This window comes from Rhizobiaceae bacterium (assembly GCA_023953835.1).
GTDB lineage: Bacteria > Pseudomonadota > Alphaproteobacteria > Rhizobiales > Rhizobiaceae > Mesorhizobium_G.
Genome location: JAMLJB010000001.1, coordinates 463,138 through 485,694, shown reverse-complemented (window position 1 = coordinate 485,694; position 22,557 = coordinate 463,138). Strand labels below are relative to the sequence as shown.

24 protein-coding genes are annotated in these 22,557 nt (G+C 62.7%); 15 read left to right on the top strand and 9 right to left on the bottom strand.

Annotated features, from left to right (window positions below):
* Positions 1-6 precede the first annotated feature (6 nt).
* Positions 7-537 (bottom strand): invasion associated locus B family protein, encoded by a 531-nt coding sequence (locus tag M9924_02315; GenBank protein ID MCO5063228.1) that lies wholly within the window; start codon positions 535-537, stop codon positions 7-9.
* Between the two features lie 339 nt (positions 538-876).
* Here M9924_02315 and coxB point away from each other — a divergent pair, with 339 nt between their 5' ends.
* The 11 genes from coxB to rnhA all read left to right on the top strand — a co-directional run bounded on the left by coxB (position 877) and on the right by rnhA (position 9,833).
* Positions 877-1,740: a cytochrome c oxidase subunit II gene (coxB, locus tag M9924_02310; GenBank protein MCO5063227.1), complete on the top strand. Its 864-nt coding sequence runs from the start codon at positions 877-879 to the stop codon at positions 1,738-1,740.
* Between the two features lie 35 nt (positions 1,741-1,775).
* Positions 1,776-3,425 carry a cytochrome c oxidase subunit I gene (gene ctaD / locus M9924_02305; GenBank protein ID MCO5063226.1) on the top strand — a complete coding sequence of 550 codons (1,650 nt, stop codon included), beginning with the start codon at positions 1,776-1,778 and terminating at the stop codon, positions 3,423-3,425.
* A 67-nt stretch (positions 3,426-3,492) separates the two neighbouring features.
* The gene (locus tag M9924_02300; protein MCO5063225.1) at positions 3,493-4,437 is read left to right on the top strand and encodes a heme o synthase; all 945 of its coding nucleotides are present in this window, start codon (positions 3,493-3,495) and stop codon (positions 4,435-4,437) included.
* Between the two features lie 2 nt (positions 4,438-4,439).
* A complete protein-coding gene (locus tag M9924_02295) occupies positions 4,440-4,601 on the top strand; it encodes a hypothetical protein (GenBank protein ID MCO5063224.1) in 162 nt (53 codons plus the stop codon).
* A gap of 8 nt (positions 4,602-4,609) precedes the next feature.
* Complete coding sequence (locus tag M9924_02290; protein MCO5063223.1) at positions 4,610-5,221, top strand: cytochrome c oxidase assembly protein; 612 nt, start codon at positions 4,610-4,612, stop codon at positions 5,219-5,221.
* 1 nt (position 5,222) lies between these two features.
* Positions 5,223-6,104 carry a cytochrome c oxidase subunit 3 gene (locus M9924_02285; protein MCO5063222.1) on the top strand — a complete coding sequence of 294 codons (882 nt, stop codon included), beginning with the start codon at positions 5,223-5,225 and terminating at the stop codon, positions 6,102-6,104.
* Between the two features lie 90 nt (positions 6,105-6,194).
* On the top strand, positions 6,195-6,581 hold the full coding sequence (locus M9924_02280; GenBank protein ID MCO5063221.1) for a DUF983 domain-containing protein: 387 nt from the start codon (positions 6,195-6,197) through the stop codon (positions 6,579-6,581).
* Positions 6,578-7,321 carry an SURF1 family protein gene (locus M9924_02275; protein MCO5063220.1) on the top strand — a complete coding sequence of 248 codons (744 nt, stop codon included), beginning with the start codon at positions 6,578-6,580 and terminating at the stop codon, positions 7,319-7,321. Before M9924_02280 ends, M9924_02275 begins: the two co-directional genes overlap by 4 nt.
* 45 nt (positions 7,322-7,366) lie before the next feature.
* Positions 7,367-8,389, top strand: coding sequence for a 4-hydroxy-3-methylbut-2-enyl diphosphate reductase (gene ispH / locus M9924_02270; GenBank protein ID MCO5063219.1), 1,023 nt, complete (start codon positions 7,367-7,369; stop codon positions 8,387-8,389).
* A 29-nt stretch (positions 8,390-8,418) separates the two neighbouring features.
* Positions 8,419-9,384: a homoserine kinase gene (locus M9924_02265; GenBank protein MCO5063218.1), complete on the top strand. Its 966-nt coding sequence runs from the start codon at positions 8,419-8,421 to the stop codon at positions 9,382-9,384.
* Positions 9,381-9,833: a ribonuclease HI gene (gene rnhA, locus M9924_02260; protein MCO5063217.1), complete on the top strand. Its 453-nt coding sequence runs from the start codon at positions 9,381-9,383 to the stop codon at positions 9,831-9,833. Before M9924_02265 ends, rnhA begins: the two co-directional genes overlap by 4 nt.
* Before the next feature lie 181 nt (positions 9,834-10,014).
* On the opposite strand, the gene M9924_02255 is transcribed toward rnhA, so the two are convergent.
* On the bottom strand, positions 10,015-10,506 hold the full coding sequence (locus tag M9924_02255; protein ID MCO5063216.1) for a peroxiredoxin: 492 nt from the start codon (positions 10,504-10,506) through the stop codon (positions 10,015-10,017).
* A 64-nt stretch (positions 10,507-10,570) separates the two neighbouring features.
* Positions 10,571-11,362 (bottom strand): hypothetical protein, encoded by a 792-nt coding sequence (locus M9924_02250; GenBank protein ID MCO5063215.1) that lies wholly within the window; start codon positions 11,360-11,362, stop codon positions 10,571-10,573.
* Between the two features lie 122 nt (positions 11,363-11,484).
* Between M9924_02250 and M9924_02245 the strand changes: the two genes are divergently transcribed.
* Positions 11,485-12,087, top strand: a complete 603-nt coding sequence (locus M9924_02245; protein MCO5063214.1) for a YqgE/AlgH family protein — start codon at positions 11,485-11,487, stop codon at positions 12,085-12,087.
* Here the strand turns inward: M9924_02245 and M9924_02240 are convergent.
* From M9924_02240 to thrC, 4 genes are read right to left on the bottom strand one after another with little or no spacing between them, the layout of a single operon-like run.
* Positions 12,078-14,975, bottom strand: coding sequence for an EAL domain-containing protein (locus M9924_02240; GenBank protein ID MCO5063213.1), 2,898 nt, complete (start codon positions 14,973-14,975; stop codon positions 12,078-12,080). The genes M9924_02245 and M9924_02240 overlap by 10 nt on opposite strands.
* On the bottom strand, positions 14,972-15,568 hold the full coding sequence (locus M9924_02235) for a GNAT family N-acetyltransferase (protein ID MCO5063212.1): 597 nt from the start codon (positions 15,566-15,568) through the stop codon (positions 14,972-14,974). Before M9924_02235 ends, M9924_02240 begins: the two co-directional genes overlap by 4 nt.
* Positions 15,569-15,571: 3 nt before the next feature.
* A complete protein-coding gene (locus M9924_02230; protein ID MCO5063211.1) occupies positions 15,572-16,864 on the bottom strand; it encodes an insulinase family protein in 1,293 nt (430 codons plus the stop codon).
* 14 nt (positions 16,865-16,878) lie between these two features.
* Positions 16,879-18,276 (bottom strand): threonine synthase, encoded by a 1,398-nt coding sequence (thrC, locus tag M9924_02225; protein MCO5063210.1) that lies wholly within the window; start codon positions 18,274-18,276, stop codon positions 16,879-16,881.
* A gap of 152 nt (positions 18,277-18,428) precedes the next feature.
* Between thrC and M9924_02220 the strand changes: the two genes are divergently transcribed.
* On the top strand, positions 18,429-18,965 hold the full coding sequence (locus M9924_02220; GenBank protein ID MCO5063209.1) for a hypothetical protein: 537 nt from the start codon (positions 18,429-18,431) through the stop codon (positions 18,963-18,965).
* 4 nt (positions 18,966-18,969) lie between these two features.
* Here M9924_02220 and M9924_02215 read toward each other — a convergent pair whose 3' ends face one another.
* Positions 18,970-19,653, bottom strand: coding sequence for an HAD family hydrolase (locus tag M9924_02215; GenBank protein MCO5063208.1), 684 nt, complete (start codon positions 19,651-19,653; stop codon positions 18,970-18,972).
* 143 nt (positions 19,654-19,796) lie between these two features.
* Here M9924_02215 and M9924_02210 point away from each other — a divergent pair, with 143 nt between their 5' ends.
* Positions 19,797-20,927, top strand: coding sequence for a site-specific DNA-methyltransferase (locus M9924_02210; protein ID MCO5063207.1), 1,131 nt, complete (start codon positions 19,797-19,799; stop codon positions 20,925-20,927).
* Positions 20,928-20,931: 4 nt separating this feature from the next.
* Here M9924_02210 and mutY read toward each other — a convergent pair whose 3' ends face one another.
* Positions 20,932-22,026 (bottom strand): A/G-specific adenine glycosylase, encoded by a 1,095-nt coding sequence (mutY, locus tag M9924_02205; protein ID MCO5063206.1) that lies wholly within the window; start codon positions 22,024-22,026, stop codon positions 20,932-20,934.
* A gap of 32 nt (positions 22,027-22,058) precedes the next feature.
* Here mutY and M9924_02200 point away from each other — a divergent pair, with 32 nt between their 5' ends.
* Positions 22,059-22,556: a DciA family protein gene (locus M9924_02200; GenBank protein MCO5063205.1), complete on the top strand. Its 498-nt coding sequence runs from the start codon at positions 22,059-22,061 to the stop codon at positions 22,554-22,556.
* Position 22,557: the final 1 nt, after the last annotated feature.

Here is a 22,557-nt window from a genome sequence, read left to right as displayed (position 1 = left end):
CAGTTATCAGGGAAGCTGGGCGAACCCTTCGCCGAATCCTTTCAGGTCGACCGGGATGCCGATGCCTTCCTCCGGTGTCTGAAAGACGATGAAGGTCGCCGACTTGCCGTTCCTCAGCGTGTCGAGCAGGGGCTTCTCAAGGATCACCTCCGCATAGCAGCCGTCCTGGAAGCAGCGGACGAAATAGGCCCTGCCGATGTCCTTGCCGTCCACGTTCAGGCCAAGCCCGTTCGGCAGCAGCACGCCGAGCGGGGCAAGCACGCGCAGGATTTCCGCCTTGTTGTCGGCGGTGCGCAGCACCACGACCGAAAGACCGACCTCAGGCCGGTCCTCCGCGACCACATTCTGCATCATCGCGCATTGTTCCGCCGTCGCGCCCGCAGGAGTGTCGCAGACAATCGACCACGAGCCATGCGTGGACTTCACCGTGCCCTTGGGCGACTGCTGCGCCTGCGCATCCGTGAAAGCGAGCGCCGGCAGCAGCAGGGCGAACGTCATGGCGGCCTGCGTCAGGAGTTTGGGAAGCCTGAATTTCATGACAGCTCCGTTGCCGAATCACTGCAAGCTGGTTGCTGGGAGAGCCCAATAGCGGACGGATCGCCGTCGTCAACCGCAGCATGACCGATCGCGATGTTTTATAGTGAAATTCGCCGGAATTAGGGCCCACTTTTCAAATGCTTCGCGCATCCCTCGCTCCTCCGGCGCGGATTTGCCGCCTGCCAGCGCGCAAAAATGCCGCACAGGGTGCGTGGCGTCTTTCTTGCGGATGGGATCGGAGTATGGTTTGAACCGCGAATGAGGGTCGAGGATTCCGGCCGCGGGATTTATTGCTCGCGATGCGGGAGAGAGGCCTGGAGAATGGGAGACGCGTAAACGATGAGACGGTTTCTGGCGGGCCTTGCGGCCAGCAGCGCATTGCTCTTCGCTGGCCTTGCTCATGCGGACCAGCCGCATCCATGGCAGATTCGCATGCAGGAGCCGGCCACGGGCATCATGCGGCAGATCGAATGGTTCGAGGCCTATACGCTCTGGTTCATCATCCCGATCACGCTGCTCGTCCTCCTGCTGCTCGCCTATTGCATCGTGAAGTTTCGCAGCAGCGTTAATCCCAATCCCTCGCGCACCAGCCACAACACGCTGATTGAAGTGATCTGGACCATCGGGCCGGTCATCGTGCTGCTCTTCATCGCGGTGCCTTCGTTCCAGTTGCTGACGGCGCAATACACGCCCGAGGAAGAACCAACGCTGACCGTAAAGGCGACCGGCAACCAGTGGAACTGGGACTATGAATATCAGGTGGACGACCCGCTTTCGTTCAACTCCGCGCTGCTTCAGGACGGCGACCGCGATGCGGCAGGCAAGGCCGACATGGCCCGCTATCCGCGCTTGCTGGCCGTGGACAATGAACTCGTGGTTCCGGTCAACGTCACGACGCGCGTCCTAGTGACGGCAGCCGACGTCATCCATGCATTCGCCATGCCGGCTTTCGGCGTGAAGGTGGATGCGGTGCCGGGCCGCCTCAACGAGACCTGGTTCAAGGCGGAAAGGGAAGGCCTCTACTACGGCCAGTGCTCCGAGCTGTGCGGCAAGGATCACGCCTTCATGCCCATCGCGATCCGCGTGGTTTCACAACAGCAATACGATACGTGGCTTTCAGCGGCCCGGACCGACCTCGGCGGCGCGAACAAGGCGCTCATGGCTTCGGTAGACGCCGCGAACAGGCTCGCTTCGGCCGACTGACCGGCTGCGGCAAAGAATAAGGTAAGGAGCGGAACATGGCAGGCGCTGCAGCTCACGACCACCACGCCGATCACAAGCCGCAGGGCTGGGTGCGCTGGGTCTATTCCACAAACCACAAGGATATCGGTACGCTGTACCTGATCTTCGCGATCATATCCGGCTGTATCGGCGGCTTCCTGTCGGTCATGATGCGGTGGGAGCTTGCCGAACCCGGCATCCAGATATTCACCGGCCTTGCGCAGATGGTCTACGGCCTTGAGGGTGATGCCGCCATCGACGGCGGCAAGCAGATGTTCAACGTCTTCACGACCGCACACGCGCTGGTCATGATCTTCTTCATGGTCATGCCGGCACTCATCGGTGGCTTCGCCAACTGGATGGTGCCGATCATGATCGGCGCGCCGGACATGGCGTTTCCGCGCATGAACAACATCTCGTTCTGGCTGCTGCCGCCCGCATTGTCCTTGCTGCTTCTGTCGATCTTCATGCCTGGCCCGACCGGTAGCTACGGTGTCGGCGGCGGCTGGACCATGTATCCGCCATTGTCGACGCAATCGCCCGGACCGGCGGTCGACCTTGCGATCCTTTCCCTGCACATCGCCGGTGCCTCGTCGATCCTCGGTGCGATCAATTTCATCACCACCATCTTCAACATGCGCGCGCCCGGCATGACATTGCACAAGATGCCTCTTTTTGCGTGGTCCGTACTTGTGACTGCCTTCCTGCTGCTGCTGTCTTTGCCGGTTCTCGCTGGCGGCATCACCATGCTGCTCACCGACCGCAACTTTGGCACGACCTTCTTCCAGCCTGACGGCGGCGGCGATCCGATCCTGTTCCAGCACCTGTTCTGGTTCTTCGGACATCCGGAAGTCTACATCCTGATCCTGCCGGGCTTCGGCATCGTCAGCCACATCGTGTCCACCTTCTCGCGCAAGCCGGTGTTCGGCTATCTCGGCATGGCCTATGCCATGGTGGCCATCGGTGCGGTCGGCTTCATCGTCTGGGCGCACCATATGTATACGACCGGCCTTTCGCTCGACACGCAGCGCTACTTCGTGTTCGCCACGATGGTCATCGCGGTGCCGACCGGTGTGAAGATCTTCTCGTGGATCGCCACCATGTGGGGCGGTTCGATCTCGATGCGCACGCCCATGCTCTGGGCGATCGGCTTCATCTTCCTGTTCACCGTGGGCGGCGTCACGGGTGTCCAGCTCGCCAATGCAGGTCTCGACCGTTCACTCCACGACACCTACTACGTGGTCGCGCACTTCCACTATGTGTTGTCGCTCGGTGCGGTCTTCGCCATCTTCGCTGCCTGGTACTACTGGTTCCCGAAGATGACCGGATACATGTACTCGCCGGTCATCGCGCGCACCCATTTCTGGGTGACGTTCGTGGGCGTCAACCTGATTTTCTTCCCGCAGCATTTCCTCGGCCTCGCCGGCATGCCGCGCCGCTACATCGACTATCCGGATGCGTTCGCCGGCTGGAACCTGGTGTCGTCCTACGGCTCCTACATTTCCTTCATCGGCGTGTTCATCTTCCTCTACGGCATCTTCGAGGCGTTCTCGAAGAAGCGCATTGCCGGAGCAAATCCGTGGGGCGAGGGCGCCACGACGCTGGAATGGCAGCTGCCTTCGCCGCCGCCTTATCACCAGTGGGAACAGCTTCCGCGCATTAAATAAGCGCGGGCTGAAACGAAGCCGCCGGGCAACCCGGCGGCTTTCGCCAAACGGAGCAGGTCCAGTACGCATGGCATTGATCGAGAAAGACAGTTTTGAAGTGGTCGGCTTCCAGCTTTCGGAAGCGACTGCTTCGGACTATCTGGCGCTGCTCAAGCCTCGCGTCATGTCGCTCGTCGTTTTCACGGCCTTTGTCGGCATGATCGCGGCTCCCGTTCCGCTCAACCCGATGATCGCCATCACCTCCATCATCTGCATTGCCATCGGCGCGGGTGCGTCGGGGGCGCTGAACATGTGGTACGACGCCGACATCGATGCGCTGATGACGCGCACGCGGTCGCGCCCGATACCGGCCGGCAAGGTGCTTCCCGGGGAAGCGCTTGCCTTCGGGCTGGTGCTGGCAGCGATGTCGGTGCTGACGCTCGGCGTATTCGTCAACTGGATCGCAGGCGGGCTGCTCGCATTCACGATCTTCTTCTACGCGGTCATCTACACGATGTGGCTGAAGCGCTGGACGCCGCAGAACATCGTGATCGGTGGCGCGGCGGGCTCGTTTCCGCCGATGATCGGCTGGGCGGCGGCGACCGGCACGGTGAGCCCCGAAAGCGTGATCCTGTTCCTGATCATCTTCCTGTGGACTCCGCCGCATTTCTGGGCGCTGGCGCTGTTCAAGTCCGGTGACTACGAACGCGCAGGCATTCCCATGATGCCGAACGTTGCCGGCGAGGAATCGACCCGCAAGCAGATCTTCGCCTATGCGCTGCTTGTCGCGGCGTTCGGCGTCCTGCCGTGGTATCTGGGCTTTGCCAGTGCGGCCTACGGGCTGGTGGCGGTGTTCCTTGGCGCAGGCTTCGTCTGGTACGCCTGGAAGGTATTGCGCATGGATCCGCAGGACCGCGCCATGCGCGCGGCGAAGGCGCTTTTCGGCTTCTCACTTCTCTATCTCTTCGGCGTTTTCGCAGCCTATCTCGCCGACAGCATTGTCGGGCGATTGATCGCCGTGGCGGGAGCGTGACCGTGGCGGACAAGCTCGAAACCATCAAGCCGACCGAGGCTCAGCTTAAAGCGCGCCGCAACCGCAACATCGCGATTGCCATCGCGCTGGCGCTGTTCGTGGTCCTCGTCTATGTGACGTCGATCGTCCGGCTCGGCCCGGCGCTCCTCAACAGGCCGATGTGAGCAGGCGGATGACGGCCGATCACCCCAACACCGCACAGACCAGCCGCAGGAACGGCCTGACGGCGCTTGTCTGCGGCGGCGTGTTCGTCGGCATGGTGGGCCTCGCATTCGCTTCCGTGCCGCTTTACAGGATGTTCTGCCAGGTGACCGGCTATGGCGGCACCACGCAGCGCGTCGAGCAATATTCGGATCGCGTGCTGGACCGTGAGATCACCGTGCGCTTCGATGCCAACAAGATGGGTGGCCTTCCCTGGAATTTCGGACCCGAGCAGCGGTCGATGACCATGCGCATCGGGGAAACGGTACAGGCGCAATTCAAAGCCGAAAACTGGTCGTCGCATCCCACGTCCGGTCGCGCCACCTTCAACGTGACGCCGGAACTGGCGGGCGCCTACTTCAACAAGGTCGAGTGCTTCTGCTTCACCGACACGACATTGAAGCCGGGCGAGGCCATCGACATGCCGGTTGTTTTCTACGTAGATCCGGCCATTGTCGATGTGCCGGAACTCAAGGACATCAGGACGATCACGCTTTCCTACACTTTCTTCCCCATTGACGCTGAGCCGCTTGCGGCCGCGCCTGCGGTGGAAGACGAAACGACGACGAAGCTCGGGGGTTGAAATGGCTGAAGCACACGCCAAGCATCATGACTATCACATCATAGACCCGAGCCCCTGGCCGGCGCTCGCATCGCTCGGCGCTTTGATCATGGCGCTCGGCGCGGTGATGTGGATGCAGTATATCCGCGCGGGCAATGTCCCCTTCTTCGGCGTGAACCTTGCCAATCCCTGGCTGTTCTTCATCGGCCTGCTTGTGGTCCTCTACACCATGTTCGCCTGGTGGTCGGACACCATCAAGGAAGGCAAGGAAGGGCATCACACGCGCGTGGTTTCGCTCCATCTGCGCTACGGCATGATCATGTTCATCGCCTCGGAGGTCATGTTCTTCGTGGCATGGTTCTGGGCGTTCTTCGACGTCAGCCTGTTTCCCGGCGAGGCCATTCAGGTCGCGCGCACCGAATTCACCGGCGGCGTCTGGCCGCCCAAGGGCATCGAAGTGCTCGATCCCTTTCATCTGCCGCTCTACAACACGGTGATCCTGCTTCTGTCCGGCACCACGGTGACGTGGGCGCACCACGCTCTGCTGGAAAATGATCGCAAGGGCCTCGTCTGGGGCCTCGCCATCACCGTCGCGCTCGGCGTGCTATTCAGCTTCGTTCAGGCCTACGAGTACATTCATGCCCCGTTCGCCTTCAAGGACTCGATCTACGGCGCGACGTTCTTCATGGCCACGGGGTTCCATGGTTTCCACGTCATCATCGGCACCATCTTCCTGCTCGTCTGTCTCATCCGGGCAATGAAAGGCGACTTCACGCCGAAGCAGCATTTCGGCTTCGAGGCCGCCGCCTGGTATTGGCACTTCGTTGACGTGGTCTGGCTGTTCCTGTTCGCCTGCATCTATGTGTGGGCATCCCACGGCGCGGTGATTGCCCACGGCCATTGAGTGCGGCAGCGTTTCGGAATTGGGGGCGGCTGTATCGCGCAGCCGCCCTTTTGCTTTTTTATGATCGCATGACGGGAGCAACGTATGAGCATGAATGAGGACAAAGCCCACTGGCCGCCGGTCGAGCCGATTCCCGCCGGTTTGCAAGGGCGCTGCCCGCGTTGCGGCGAAGGGCGGTTGTTTTCCGGCCTGCTCTCGGTTCGCCCCAGTTGCGGCGTGTGCGGGCTGGACTATTCCTTCGCCGATGCGGGCGACGGCCCCGCGGTGTTCGTGATCCTCATCATCGGCTTCATCGTTGTCGGCTTGGCGCTTTGGCTCGAAACCTCGTTCGGCCCGCCGCTCTGGGTGCATTTCCTGCTGTGGATTCCGCTGACGCTGATCCTGAGCCTCACCGCGCTGCGGCTCATCAAGGGCGTCCTCATCACGCTGCAATATGCGAACAAGGCTGCCGAAGGGCGCATCGACCAGAACAAATGACCGTGCACGCGCATTCATCGCCGCCGCGCCGCCTGCCGGTGCTTCTGGCCGCCGCGGTTGCTTTTGCGATCCTTGTCGGCCTCGGAACATGGCAGGTGCAGCGCCTGCATTGGAAAGAGGCGCTGATCTCGGACATCGAGAGCCGCATTGCTGCTGCGCCCAAGCCTTTGGCCGAAATCGAGCGTCAGCTTTCCGAAACGGGCAACGTGGATTACCAGCCTGTCCGGTTGAGCGGTACTTTCGTCCATGAGGGCGAGCGCCATTTCTTCACGACATGGCAAGGCGAGACCGGATTCAACGTCTACACGCCGCTGAAGCTCAGCGATGACCGCATCATCTTCGTCAATCGCGGCTTTGTCCCCTATGATTTGAAGGATGCGACCAAGAGGCAGCAGGGCGAGGTGGGCGGCACCGTCGAGATCACCGGCCTTGCGCGCAACAGGCTGGACGCAAAGCCCGGAATGTTCCTGCCGGAAAACGATCCGGCGAAGAACATCTTCTATTGGAAGGACCTCGACGCGATGGCGGCGACGTCGGGACTACCGCCGGACAGCCGGCTCCTTCCCTTCTTCGTCGATGCGGACGACGCGCCCGTACCGGGCGGCTGGCCGCATGGCGGGGCAACGATCATCGACCTGCCGAACAGCCATCTGCAATATGCCATCACTTGGTATGGGCTGGCCGCCGCGCTCGCTGCCGTCGTGGCCGCGTGGCTCTATCGCCGGCGCAGCGAACCGTGATGCACTTGACAGGGTGGGGGCATAGCCTCCATGTCGCGCCTTGACATGAGCGACACCAACCTCAGCCATGGGCGGAAAAAGCCGCTGACGATACGCCTGTGTGGGCCGCGCGGCTTTTGCGCGGGCGTGGACAGGGCGATTCAGATTGTCGTGCTGGCCCTGAAGAAATATGGCGCGCCGGTCTATGTCCGCCATGAGATCGTGCACAATCGCTATGTGGTCGAAGGGCTGCAAAATCTCGGCGCGGTGTTCATCGAGGAGCTTCACGAGATACCGCCGGAGCATCGGTCCTCCCCGGTTGTCTTTTCCGCGCATGGCGTGCCGAAATCGGTGCCAGCCGATGCGGAATCCCGCAATCTGTTCTATCTCGACGCGACCTGTCCGCTGGTGTCGAAGGTCCATAAGCAGGCGCTGCGCCACCAGCGGCTTGGCCGCCATGTGCTGCTGATCGGCCATGCGGGCCACCCCGAAGTCATCGGCACGATGGGCCAGTTGCCGGAAGGCGCGGTCACGCTCATCGAAACCGAGGAGGACGTTCGCCGGTTCCAGCCGCTGGACGCCGCCGCCCTCGGGTTTGTATCGCAGACGACGCTTTCGGTCGAGGACACGGCGCATCTGATCGAGGCGTTGCAGGAGCGCTTTCCGCAGCTTCACGCCCCTGCGGCGGAGTCGATCTGCTACGCCACGACCAACCGGCAGGAAGCGGTCAAGGCCGCCGCACCCGGCGCCGACCTGTTCCTCATCGTCGGAGCGCCGAACTCGTCCAATTCGCGCCGACTGGTCGAAGTCGCCGAGCGCGCGGGCGCGCGCATGTCGCTGCTGGTGCAGCGCGCGGCGGACATTCCGTGGGAGGAGGTGGGTGATATTTCCCTGCTGGGCCTCTCCGCCGGGGCTTCCGCTCCCGAAATCCTGGTCGACGAGATCATCGGCGGGTTCCGCGAACGTTTCGACGTGCGGCTCGAACTGGCGATAACGGTCGAGGAAACGGAGGATTTTCCCGTCATGCGCGTGTTGCGTGACGTGGAACTCACCGCGCAGGATATGGCATTCGTCAACGGCGCCGCATAGGCACTCCCTTCATCCCGGAACAGGTCCCGATGGCCGTCTACACCGACATTTCGGAAATCGAGCTTGCGGATTTCCTGAGAGATTATGAGATCGGTGAATTGCTCTCCTACAAGGGCATTGCCGAAGGGGTCGAGAACTCGAATTTCCTCGTTCACGCCAGTTCGGGGGCATACATCCTGACGCTTTATGAAAAGCGGGTGAACCGCGACGACCTGCCGTTCTTCCTCGGTCTTATGCAGCATCTGAGTGACAAGGGAATCCGCTGCCCGTTGCCGGTCAGGCAGCGCAGCGGCGAGATGATCGGCGAACTGGCGGGGCGGCCCGCTGCCCTCGTCACCTTCCTCGAAGGCATGTGGATGCGCCGCCCCACTGCCGACCATTGCAGGGAGGTGGGCGCGGCCCTAGCCGCGATGCATCTGGCGGGGGCGGATTTTCCCATGCGCCGCGTCAATGCGCTGACTGTGGATGGCTGGCGGCCTCTCTGGAACCGGGCATCGGCGCGCGCCGACGAGGTCGAGCCCGGCCTTGCCAGCGAAGTCGAGGCGGAGCTCGGCTTTCTCGAAGCGCAATGGCCGGCGGGTCTTCCTCTTGGCGTCATCCATGCCGACCTCTTTCCGGACAATGTGTTCTTCCTCGGCAAACGCCTGTCCGGCCTGATCGATTTCTATTTTGCCTGCACCGACATCCTGGCTTACGACGTTGCCACATGCCTCAACGCATGGTGCTTCGAGAAGGACAATTCCTACAATCTCACCAAGGGCATGGCCTTGCTCAATGCCTACAGCGCGGTTCGTCCGCTTTCGGAGCACGAGGCGGAGGCGCTGCCCCTGTTGGCGCGCGGGTCCGCGCTGCGCTTCATGCTCACGCGGCTCTACGACTGGCTGAACACGCCCGCCGGCAGCCTCGTGGTCAAGAAGGACCCGATGGAATATTTGCGCAAGATGCGCTTCCACCGCGCGGTCGGTTCCGCCGCCGAATACGGATTGACGCTGTGAAGCGCGTGGAGATTTTCACCGATGGCGCGTGTTCGGGCAATCCCGGCCCGGGAGGTTGGGGCGCAATCCTGCGCTTCAACGGCGCGGTGAAGGAAATGAAGGGCGGCGAGGCCGATACCACCAACAATCGCATGGAGCTTCTGGGAGCGATATCAGCGCTGAACGCGCTCCGGGAACCGTGTGTCGTCGAGCTTTACACCGACAGCGAATATGTGCGGAACGGCATTTCCGGCTGGATCGAGGGCTGGAAGCGCAATGGATGGAAAACCGCCGCAAAGAAGCCGGTCAAGAACACCGAACTTTGGCAGGCGCTGGACGAGGCGCGAAAGCGCCATCAGGTCACGTGGCACTGGGTCAAGGGGCATGCCGGGCACCCTGAAAACGAACGCGCTGACGAATTGGCGCGCGAGGGCATGGCGCCGTTCAAAGGACCCCGCCGCGCCGGATAGGGCTGAAAGGCACCCCTCATCCGCCTGCCGGCACCTTCTCCCACAAGGGGAGAAGGCGAATTACGCTGGCGGTGGCTCCAATTGTCATCGTCGCAAAATGAGCGGGGCGCCGGCGCAATCCACCTTCTCCCCTTGTGGGAGAAGGTGCCGGCAGGCGGATGAGGGGTTCTCTTACCCCGCTCTATTTGCTGAGTTGGTCCAGGATTTTGGCAGCGCCGGATTCGACAGCCTTCCCGGGCGCATCCTCGATGTTCAGCGTCGTAACCACGCCATCATCCACGATCATGGAAAAGCGCTTGAAACGCTGTCCCAGACCGCCAGCGGACAAATCGAGGTCGAGACCTGTTGCCTTGGCAAAGGCCGCGTTTCCATCCGCGAGAAAGAGCAGCTTGCCCTCGCCGCCGGTGAAATTCGCCCATGCACGCATGACGTGGTGATCATTGGCGGCAACGACGGCGATCTGGTCGACGCCGCGCGAAAGGATTGCGTCGTGATTTTCGAGATAGCCGGGCAGGTGGTTGTTGCTGCATGTCGGGGTGAAGGCTCCGGGAACGCCGAACAGCACGACCTTCCTGCCGTCAAAAATCTCGGCGGTCGTCATGTCCTTCGCGCCGTCTTCGGTCATGACCTTGAAGGTGGCCGGGGGCAGCTTATCTCCAACAGAAATCGTCATGCAAACCTCGCATTTTTGGTCGTTGCTTGATAGCTGCGCGGGGAGCCGGAGACAATCGCCAAAATCAGAAGGACAACGATCCGGCCACCGATTTCTCCGCCGACTTCAGCGTGTATTCGACCGTCGCGCGTTTGCGCCCGCCTTTCGCATAGCTGGTCATTTTCGAGGTGAATATCAGCCTGCCGTTTTCCATCGCGGGGTGAGGGCGCGAAAAGGCGAGGTTCTCGCCGCCCGCCACGAACAGTTCCGCCGCCGCATCGGTGATGCCGTTCACCTCGAAGGTCACGGTCTCGCCATCGACCCGCACATTCGCCACGCCGAAATCCGTCGAGGCTGGTTCGGGCAGCCTTGCCTCCGCCGCCGCGACGGCAAGAGAATCGCCGGGATTGTCGGGGTCGGCGGCGAGGTCGATGACGAAATCGGCCTTGAGCGGGATGCAGATGGTCTTGCAGATACCCAGAAAGGCAGTCGCGGTGATCGGCCCGGAATAGTCGGGCGCGGACAGGTTGATCCGCACGGGAAGCGCAACCGATGAAGAATAGCCCGCCCAGTCATAGGTGCCGTCGTGGTGCCATTCGGGCGCGGGAAACAGCAATTGCGCGCTCCCCGCCGCGCCGAGATCGAGCGTTGGCGGAACGCCTGCATCGCCGGGGTCCCGCCAGTAGGTTTTCCAGCCGGGCGCGAGCCGGATGTCCAGAACACCCCTGATGCGGCCATCGGCATCGGGCGCGCCGGTCGTGACAAGCCGCACGCGCCCGCCTTCCGCCTCATGCCACGCGCTCGATGAAGCGCGTGCCATGGGCGCCGTCGCCGTCAGGGCGCAAAGCAGGATGGCAAGGAATTTCAGCAGCTTCATATTGTCCCTTTGACCGAACCTTGCCTCCGCCACAACTCCCTGTTGCCGCGAGCGCGCGCATTTTTGCGTGAAGCGTGCTTTTAAGAATGCCGGAAACGCGTTACCCTTCAATTATGGACCTCTTGAGGAACAAGAAGCGGCCGATCCGCCGCAACGGATTTCTGGACGATCAGTTTCTGATTGCCATGCCCGGCATGAAGGACGACCGTTTCGCGCGTTCTGTCATCTATCTGTGCGCTCATAGCGAAGAGGGCGCGATGGGGCTGATCGTGAACCAGGTCCAGCAGATGATGTTCCCAGACCTTCTGGTGCAGCTTGGCCTGCTGAAGGACGAGGACGCCATCCGCCTGCCGCCTGCGGCGCGCGACTTCGTGATCCGCAATGGCGGTCCGGTCGATCGAAGCCGCGGTTTCGTGCTGCATTCCGACGATTTCGTCGTCGAATCCTCTCTGCCGATCTCGGACCAGATATGCCTGACGGCGACGGTGGATATATTGCGCGCAATATCGGTCGGGCGCGGCCCGCGCAGGGCGCTCATGGCGCTCGGTTATTCGAGCTGGGCGCCGGGCCAGCTCGAATCGGAAATCGCCGACAATGGCTGGCTGACATGTCCCGCCGATGCCGACATGCTGTTCGATACGGACATCGAGCGCAAATACGACCGGCTGATGGCCGCAATCGGCATCGACCCGATCCGCCTCAGCCAGGTGGCGGGTCACGCCTGAGTCGTTGCTGCGGTGTATTGCTCCTTCAGGCTCCTGAAGGCCGCATCCGGCTTCATCGGCGCGCCGGTCATGAAGCTCTGCACGAACTCGCATCCCATCTGACGTAGCTGGAGCAGGTCGCTCTCGTCCGAAACGCCTTCTGCGACCACGGACATGCCCATGTCGTGCGCCATGCTGACCATCGACTTGAGCAGCACGGAGCGCTTCGGCGCATTGTCGTCCACAAAGCTCTTGTCGATCTTGATCGTGTCGAAGGGAAAGCGCGTCAGGTAGGCCAGGGACGAATAGCCGGTCCCGAAATCGTCGAGCGAAAGGCCGATGCCGAGTTGCTTGAGCCTGTTCAGCACATGGGCGCTCTGCTCGGGATTGTCCATGACCAGCGATTCCGTCAGTTCAAGGCGGAAGCAGCGTGGCTTGATGTTCGCGCGCGCCACGACCGACCGCACGTCGCTGACCAGATCGCGCCGCAGAAGCTGGCGGCTGGACAGGTTGACCGACATGGACAACGGAATATCGCCAAGCTGCGCCTGCCACTCAGCAAGGTCTTCCGCCGCCTTCTGCATCGCGAAAAGGCCGAGCTGGACGATCAGCCCGCAGCTTTCCGCAACCGGCACGAAATCGGACGGCGGGATCATGCCGCGTCGCGGATGGTCCCAGCGCAACAGCGCCTCGAAACCGGCAATGGTGCGGTCCTCCAGCCGGACGATCGGCTGATAGGCGAGCGTGAATTCCTTGCGCTCGATGGCCCTTCGCATGTCCGACTCGATTTGCAGCTTGTCGGTGCCGACCGCGCGGAAGGCGGGGCGGAAAGGCTCGATGCGGTCGCCGCCGAAGCGCTTGGCCTGGTACATCGCCAGTTCGGCGTCCTTCACCATGTCCTCGGCATTGCCGTGATTGTTGTTCCACGTAATCAGCCCGATGGAGGCAGTCAGCACGATCTCGCGCTTGGCGAAGGAGATCGGCGCCTGTATCGCGCGCTTGATCGCCTCCGCGACGCTGGCGATGCGCGTCGGGTCTTCCTCGGAAAGCAGCATCAGCGCGAACTGGTCGCCCGCGAAGCGCGAGAGCGAATCCTTCGGCTTGAGCAGCCGGTGCAACCGCCGCGCCACCGTGAGCAGGATCGTGTCGCCCGCCGAAATGCCCAGCCCGTCATTGACCTTCTTGAAGCGGTCGATATCGATCAGGAACACGGTCGGCCTGACATTTTCGTCCGTCTTGGCGATGGAAATGATCGCTTCGAGACGGTTCATGAACAGTTCGCGGTTCGAAAGGCCGGTGAGATTGTCGTGCACGGCGTCGTGCAGCAGCCGTTCTTCCGATTTCTTCTGGTCGGTCACGTCCACCATGGTACCCACGCAGCGCAGCACCTCGCCGTCCGATCCGACGAGGGGCCGGGCGCGCAGCGAGAACCAGTGGTAATGCCCGTCCGCACCGCGCAGGCGGAAGTCGTGCGAGATGCGCCCGCGCCGGTGTTCGAGGATGACGTCCAGCAATGTGCGGAAAGTGTCGCGGTCGTCGGAATGAAGGATCGGCAGCCAGGTGCGGGCCGCGCCGCCGAGGCTGCCCGGTTCGAGCCCGAGCTGTATCGACACATCGGGCCGCGTCGTCACCTTGTCGCGCATCACGTCCCAGTCCCAGACCGTGTCGCCGGAAGCTGCCAGCGCAAGCGCCCGGCGCTCCATGTCGCTGAACAGGCCCTGATGCAGCGCGCCGCCGGAAAATGCGTGTTGCATGACCGTGAAACCTATCAGCAGCACGACAAGGATCAGGCCGCCGCAAAGTGCGGGCTGGATGATGTCGTTGTCCAGCCTGCCGTCGATCGTCATCCAGCAGGCGGCGGTCCACAGCAGCAGCATCACCCAGCTTGGCACGAGCATGATCGCGCGGTCATAGCCGCGGATGCACAGGAAGACGATCAGCACCGCGCCGGATGCCGCCGTGGTGGCGAAGGAGATGCGGGCGATGCCGGAGGCCATCGCCGGATTGTAGATCGCAAGCGCCGCAATCGCGCCGAGGCCGAGCACCCACGCAATGGCGCCGTAGCTGAAATGGCCGTGCCAGCGGTTGAGGTTGAGATAGGCGAACAGGAATACCACCAGCGTTGCGGCAAGGGCGATTTCGGTGCCAGCCCGCCACATCTGCTCATTGCCGGGCGTGATCGCGATGACCTTGTTCAGGAAGCCAAAATCGACGCAGATATAGGCCAGCACCGCCCAGGCGAGCGCTGCCGTTGCCGGAAACATGGCCGTGCCCTTGACCACGAACAGGATGGTCAGGAACAGCGCCATCAGTCCCGCAATGCCGATCACGATGCCGCGAAACAGCGTGTAGGCGTTGACCGTGTCCTTGTAGGTTTCGGGGTTCCACAGATAGACCTGCGGCAGGTTTTGCGCCGTCATTTCCGCTACGAAGGTGACCACAGCGCCGGGATCGAGCGTGATGCTGAACACGTCGGCGTCGGGGCTTTGCTCCCTGTCGAGCGCGAAGCCTTCGCTCGGCGTGATCGCCGCAATGCGTGACGAGCCGAGGTCCGGCCAGATCAGGCCGGATCGCGCCAGCCGGTAGTGCGGCACGACGATGAGGCGGTCGATCTGCTGGTCGCTCGTGTTGGCGAGCGCGAAAACCGCCCAGTTGGACGATTTGCCCGGCTCCTTCGATTCAACCTGGATCCTGCGCACCACGCCGTCCTGCGTCGGGGCGGTCGAAACCTGGAAATTTTCGCCCTGGTTGAGCGAAATCTCCACGGCCGCGGTCAGGTCTAGCGCATTGTCGTCGCGCGTGATCTTGATCGCCTCGACCGCGAATGCGGCTGAAACGGCGCCGAGCAGCACCGTCACGGTCAGCAGGATTGCCGCGAGCGCGGCGCCGATACGTCTCACAAGGCTCAGCCTTTGTCGTCCATGGGGGTCAGGTCGCTTGCGACTATCGCGTAGAGACAATGATCCTGCCAGGCCCCGTTGATCTTCAGATAGGATCGCGCCATCCCCTCGCGCCTGAATCGGGCTTTTTCAAGCACGCGCACGGAGCGCGCATTGGTTGGAATACAGGCCGCCTCGATGCGGTGCAACCGCATGGCCTCGAATGCGTGGTTGACAACGAGCCGAACCGCCTCCTGCATATAACCGCGACCGGCAAACCGTTCGCCGATCCAGTAGCCGATGCTGCCGGTCTGGGCCACGCCGCGCCGGATGTTGCTGAGCGTGATTCCTCCGTAGAGGCTGCTGCCCGCGCGGTCGAACACGAAAAACGGCATGCCGCTGCCTTGCGCGATGTCTTCGCGATAGCGGCCTATGCGAAGCCGCCAGGCGCCGTAGTCGAGTTCATCCGGCGCCCATGAAGGCTCCCACGGCTCCAGAAAGGCGCGGCTCTCACCACGCAGGTTTGCCCATTGCGCATAGTCGCCCGTCACCGGGGCGCGCAGGCGGACCCGTTCGCCAATCAGGACCGGCAGGTCCCGCCTGAAGAACGGCAGCGCAAACATGGGTTATGATGCGGCCCGCCGCAGGCCGGGCTGCGCGCCGGGCAGGGCGTCGTTGACGAGATCGTAGGCGGGCAGCGAGCCGACCGGGCCGACGGCGGCAAGCGTCGGTCGCGTCGAGAACAGCCGCCCCGACAGGTCGGTCAGCCGTTCGACGGTGAGCGCCGACAGCCGCTCCATAAGCTCCTCGCGCATTACCGGCCTGCCGAAAAGCAGGAGTTGCCGTGCGATCTGCGAGGCGCGCGAGGCGGGGCTTTCAGCCGACATGATGAGGCCGGCGCGGTATTGCGCGCGCGCCCGGTCCAACTCGTCCTGGCCGATTGTCTCGGCAGCGCGGTGGAGTTCATCGGAGATCACCGGCAGCAGCTTCCTGATATCGTCCTCGCCGGTCGCCGCATGCACGCCGAAAATGCCGGTATCTGAAAAGCCCCAGTGGAAGGCGTAGATCGAATAGCACAGGCCGCGCTTCTCGCGGACCTCCTGAAACAGGCGCGAGGACATGCCGCCGCCGAGGATCATGGAGAGTACCTGAGAGGCGTAGAAGTCGCGCACATGATAGGCGCGACCTTCGAAGCCGAGCACGATCTGCGCATCCATCAGTTCGCGGCTCTCGCGAAAATCGCCGCCGACATATTGCGCATATTGCGGAATGCTGGCGTCGGATTTCGCGCGGAAGCGCCCGAGCCGGTTTTCCACCTCGCGAAGGAATTTTTCATGGGTCACGTCGCCCGCCGCCACGACGACCATGCGGTCGGCGCCGTACTGGCGCTCCATGAAGGCGTGCAATTGCTTTGACGTAAAGGATTTCACCGTTTCGGGCGTGCCGAGGATCGAGCGGCCAAGCGCCTGATGACGAAAGGCGGTCTCGGTGAAGCGGTCGAACACCACGTCGTCCGGCGTGTCGTGGGCGGCGCCGATCTCCTGCAGGATCACGTGCTGCTCGCGCGCCAGTTCGTCGGCGTCGAAGCTCGAATCCTGGAGGATGTCGGCCAGAATGTCGACCGCCAGCGGCACATCGGCTGCCAGCACGCGCGCATAGAACGAGGTCGTCTCGACGCTGGTTGCCGCATTGATCTCGCCGCCGACATTTTCGATCTGCGAGGCGATCTCAAAAGCGTTGCGCGAGGATGTTCCCTTGAACGCCATGTGTTCGAGCAGATGGGCTATGCCGTGCTCGTCGTCGTGCTCGTTTCGGGCGCCCGACTTTACCCAAACTCCCAATGCCACAGACTCAACACCGGGCAATGTTTCCGTGGCGACAGTCAATCCGTTCGCCAGCCGGCTCACCTCAACGGCCATACAGGTACTTCTCCCTAAGAAACCGCGCGGGCGCGGCTTATCACATGATCTTCCACCATTTTCAGGTCCGATGGAAGCACCGTGAAATGTTCTTTCCTGTTCATTAGTCCACCAAGCCAGTCCGGCAGCGCCGGTGTCCTGCCGCACGCCTCGCCGACCGCATCGGGAAACTTTGCCGGATGAGCGGTGGAAAGGATCACCATGGGCGCGCTCGAAGCCGCCTGCTGATGCGCCACATGCACGGCCGACGCCGTGTGCGGATCGAGCAGATAGCCGCTCGCCTCAAGCATGTCCGCAATCGACCGTGCGGCTTCGGCGCTCGAAGCGCGGCCCGCGTCGAATTCGGCGCGGATGCGCGCCAGTGGCGCGTCATCGATTGTGAACGCGCCAGATTGCCGGAGGCTCGCCATATAGCGCCGAACCGCTGAGGCATCACGCTCCGCCGCCTCGAAAAGCAGCCGCTCGAAATTCGACGAGACCTGGATGTCCATCGAAGGGGAGGTGGTCGCAACGACGCCGGTCATGCGGTATTCGCTGGACGCCAGCGTGCGCGCCAGAATGTCGTTGTCGTTGGTCGCGATCACCAGCCGCTCGATCGGAAGGCCCATGCGCTTTGCGGCGTAACCTGCGAAAATATCTCCGAAATTTCCGGTCGGAACGGTGAACGAAACGGGCCGGTCAGGCGCACCCAACGAGAGTGCCGAGGAAAAATAATAGACGATCTGGGCCATGATGCGTGCCCAGTTGATCGAGTTCACGCCCGACAGCTTCACGCGGTCGCGGAAGGCGTGGTCGTTGAACATGTCTTTGAGCATGCCCTGGCAATCGTCGAAATTTCCTTCGATTGCGAGCGCATGGACATTGGCCGCGTCGGCGGTGGTCATCTGCCGCTGCTGGACGGGCGAGACGCGACCGTGTGGAAACAGAATGAACACATCCGTGCGCTCGCGGCCCGCAAAGGCTTCGATGGCCGCGCCTCCGGTATCGCCGGACGTCGCGCCCACGATGGTCGCCCGCTCGCCGCGCTCTGCCAGCACATGGTCCATCAGACGCGCCAGCATCTGCATCGCCACGTCCTTGAAAGCGAGCGTCGGGCCGTGAAAAAGTTCGAGGATGAACTCGTTCGGCCCCGTCTGGACGAGCGGGCAGACAGCGGGATGGCGAAAGGTAGCGTAGGCTTCGCGGACGATCCGCTCGAAGTCCGCGTTCTTCATTTCGCCGTTCAGGAAGGGCGTCAGCAATTCCACGGCGAGTTCGGCGTAGGGTTTGCCGCGCATCCTGCGGATCGCCTCGGTGGAAAAATGCGGCCACGCTTCCGGCACATACAGACCGCCATCGCGGGCCAGCCCGGCCATCATCGTATCGGCGAAGCCGAGGGCCGGGGCTTCGCCCCTTGTGCTTACATAGCGCATGTGTGGATCATTCCGCGAAGGCAGGTAACGAACTGATAATTCATGGTTTGGAAAAAGCTGTGGATCGGTCGCATTTTCGTCGGCCCATTGGTATAGACCGCCTTGGTCGAGAGAGGAAAGCAGATTCCATGCCGCCTAAAATGTCGAGTCGATTGAAACCGGCTATCGCTGTGCTGTGCCTGCTCGCGCTGGCCGGCTGCCAGTCAAACAGCGAAGGGCAGACCGGCGAAACCATGAGCCGGAACGATCTGGCAGGCAGCAAACCCAAGGTCACCCAGGGCGAGCTTGAGGCGTTCTGCCCCCCGGTTCGGGTCCGGCAGGGCACGGCGGCGCTCAATCGCTATGCGCGCGGCGGTGACGGCGATCCCTCGAAGCTGGCCTTCCAGGCGTCCATCGGCGAAAGCACGCGCGCCTGCACGCGCGCCGACGGCAATCTGACCATCGATGTTGCGGCAGCCGGGCGCGTGGTTCCCGGACCGGCAGCGCCTGCTTCCGTTACCCTGCCGATTCGCGTCGTGGTGACGCGCGGCGATGACGTGCTCTATTCGGAACTGCACAGGCAGGAAGTCACGCTGACGGACAGGTCGGCAGCCACGCAGTATCTTTTCCGCAATTCCAACGTCGTCATTCCCATACCGTCGGAGCGCAATGTGATGGTGCAACTGGGTTTCGACGACGGCGCGAAATAATCGCTCAGGCATCGGCCCATTCGGACAACGCGTCAAGCACAGGCGCGAGGTCGCGCCAGCGATGGATCACAGTTTCCGCGCCGGCTTCCGTCAATATATCGGCATGGGACGGGTAGCTGTGCGCGCCGCCCGTAAAGCCGATGACGCGCATGCCCGCGGCCTTTGCGCCGTGGATGCCGTGCACTGAATCCTCGATCACGAATGTGTTTGCCGGGTTGGCCCGCATCTGGCCCGCCGCGTAGAGGAACACGTCGGGCGCGGGCTTTGGCTTGCCGTCCGGGACGGAAACCGAGGAGAACACGCGGTCCACGAAAAAGCGGTCCAGACCGGTTGCCGCAAGCGTCATTTTCAAGCGCTCCGGCGTGGAATTTGAACAGATGCAGCGCGGGACAGTCACGCCCGCCACCGCCTGCGCGGCCCCCTCGATGATGCGCACATCCGCAAGACGTTTGTCCGTCAGCGATTCAGCCTGTTCGATCAGCGAGGCTTGAAACGGCACCTGTGCGACCTTCTCGATACGCATCAATATTTCGCTGAACGTCAGCCCCGAATAAAGCGCGGCGATCTCTTCGGGCGAGATTTCATATCCGGCATCGGTCAGCAGTTCTGACTCGACGCGGGCCGCGATGATTTCGGAGTCAATCAGGACGCCGTCGCAATCGAAAATGACAAGATCAGGCTGAGGCATGGAGCTTCCACAATCGGACAAGAACGGCGCGCGCTTTACAGTATTGGGCCTTCCGGCGCAAATCCGCAGGTTATTTCATTAAATCTTTACCCAGTCCGGTAACCATAACGTGCAGTAAACAGTTCAGCGTATCCGGGTAGATCATGTCGGCAGTGCGTCCTCTGCAACTCATCCGTTCGAGCGAACAGGCTCCCTGGCTCGACACCATCCTCAAAGGCGATTGCGTCGCGGCGCTCAACAGGCTGCCAGACAAATGCATCGACCTCATTTTCGCGGACCCTCCGTACAATCTCCAGCTCGAAGGCGAGTTGCACCGGCCCGACCAGTCGAGGGTCGATGCCGTGGACGATCACTGGGACCAGTTCGACAGCTTCGAGGCCTATGACGCCTTCACCCGTGCCTGGCTGCTGGCGGCGCGCCGGGTGCTCAAGCCGGGCGGCACCATCTGGGTCATCGGCTCCTATCACAACATTTTCCGCGTCGGCGCGAAGATGCAGGACCTCGGCTTCTGGATCCTGAACGATGTGATCTGGCGCAAGACCAACCCGATGCCGAACTTTCGCGGTCGCCGTTTCCAGAATGCGCATGAAACGCTGATCTGGGCCGTGAAAGACCAGAAGGACAAGGGATACACCTTCAATTACGAGGCCATGAAGGCGGCGAACGACGATGTTCAGATGCGCTCGGACTGGCTTTTCCCGATCTGCACGGGGGCCGAGCGCCTGAAGGACGAGAACGGCGACAAGGTGCATCCGACGCAGAAGCCGGAAGCGCTGCTTGCCCGCATCATGACGGCGACGACGAAGCCCGGCGACATCGTACTCGACCCCTTCTTCGGCTCCGGCACCACGGGAGCCGTGGCCAAGCGCCTCGGACGTCATTTCGTGGGCGTCGAACGCGAGGACAGCTATATAGAGGCCGCGACGGCGCGAATTGCGGCCGTGGAACCACTGGAGCAAAGCGAGCTTTCGACGCTGGCGGGCAAGCGCGCCGAACCGCGCGTCGCCTTCGTCAGCTTGATCGACAGCGGGCTGATCGCGCCCGGCGCCACGCTCTATGATTCGAGGCGGCGCTGGATCGCCAAGGTTCGCGCCGATGGCACCATTGCAACGGCGGAAACCGCCGGTTCGATTCACAAGGTCGGTGCGACCGTGCAGGGGCTGGACGCCTGCAACGGCTGGACCTTCTGGCACTACGAGCGGGCGGGCGGGCTGACGGCGATCGACGAGCTGCGGCGCATCGCGCGCCTTGGCATCGAGCGTGCAGGCGGCTGACGGTTCAGGATGGAAGTTGCCGTCTGGATAGGTCAGGAAGGGCGGCCTCGATGACTTTTTTCATGACCGTGGGCAAAGCCTCGGCCATGACCTCGCGTGACCAGAAATTCGGCGGCGACGGATCGAAGCCGTCGGTCTCCGCGCAGTAAACTTCGAGTTCCAGCGCAAAATGCGTGAAAACATGCGAAATGCGCCCGCAAAATCGCCAGTTTGCGGAAAAAGGCGCGGATTGCGCGCCGGTTTCGCCGTCGTTGCGCGCTGTCCAGCCGGTTGTCGGCGGCTCGACCATGCCGCCGAGCAAACCCCGGTCGGGACGCCTGCGCAGGAGCACGGCACGATCATGTTTGCGAATGGCGACGAAGGCCGCACCTCGGCGTAGAGGCTTTTCGGATTTGGGAGGGCGCAGCGGAAAACGCTCCGGGTCACCACTCGCCAGCGCCTCGCAATCCTCATTGACGGGGCACAGCATGCAGCGGGGACGTTTGGGCGAACAGATGGTCGCTCCGAGATCCATCATGGCTTGAGCGAAATCGCCGGGTCGGTCATGTGGGAGGATCGTTTCGACTCGTTGGCGGATTTCTGATTTCGCGGCGGGCAAGGGGGTTTCGATGGCGAACAGCCGGGACATGACGCGCTCGACATTTCCGTCGACCACGGCAGCGGGTTGGTCGAAGGCAATCGAAGCAATGGCGCCGGCGGTATAGGGGCCGACCCCCGGCAGGGCGAGCAACCCCGCTTCCGTCTCCGGAAAAGCGCCGCCCCCCGCCGCGACGGCATCGGCGCAGGCCTTGAGGTTGCGGGCGCGCGAATAATAGCCGAGCCCGGCCCATGCCTTCATCACCTCGTCGGCATGTGCATCGGCGAGATCGGTGACGCGGGGCCATCGCTCCCTGAACTTCAGGAAATAAGGCTTCACCGCCTCGACCGTGGTCTGCTGGAGCATGATTTCCGAGAGCCACACATGGTAAGGATCGGGACGCACTCCGGCACGTCGCTCAGCCGGGGAAACGCGCCACGGCAACTCACGGTGGTGCCGGTCGTACCAGTCCAGCAGGCGGGAGGCGAGTGAAGCCTTGCCCGCGCGACCTGCCGGTGTCATTGGTTGGGATGAAGCGTTCATCGGACAAGCACATGGCAGGGAAAAGGACCTCGGGCAATCCCGTTCCCGTCGCCGACCTGGCGGGGGAGATATTGGATCCGGTGCTGCGCAAGCGGGCCGGGCTGTCGGTGGCGCTTGTCCAGAGCTGGGACGAAATCGTCGGCCCGCGTATCGCGCAATCCTCGCGCCCGGAAAAGATCCAGTGGGGCCGCCGCCGCGACGAAAGCGACCCGTATGAACCGGCGGTCCTGGTGATCGCCTGCGAGGGTCTGGCGGCGCTGCATATCCAGCACGAGGCGGGCGAAATCGTGAACCGGGTCAATGCCTTCATGGGCTATATGGCGATCGGACGGCTACGCATTGTCCAGAAGCCGGTGCGCCAGCCGAAGCCGGAACGCCCGAGGTTGCGGGAGCTTGGTGCGGACGAGCGCGAAAGGCTGAAAGGCATTGTTTCGGGGATCGAGGACGAGGGCCTGCGCCAGTCGCTCGAACGGCTCGGCGCTTCGGTCAGGGCCAGCCGGAAGCGCTGAT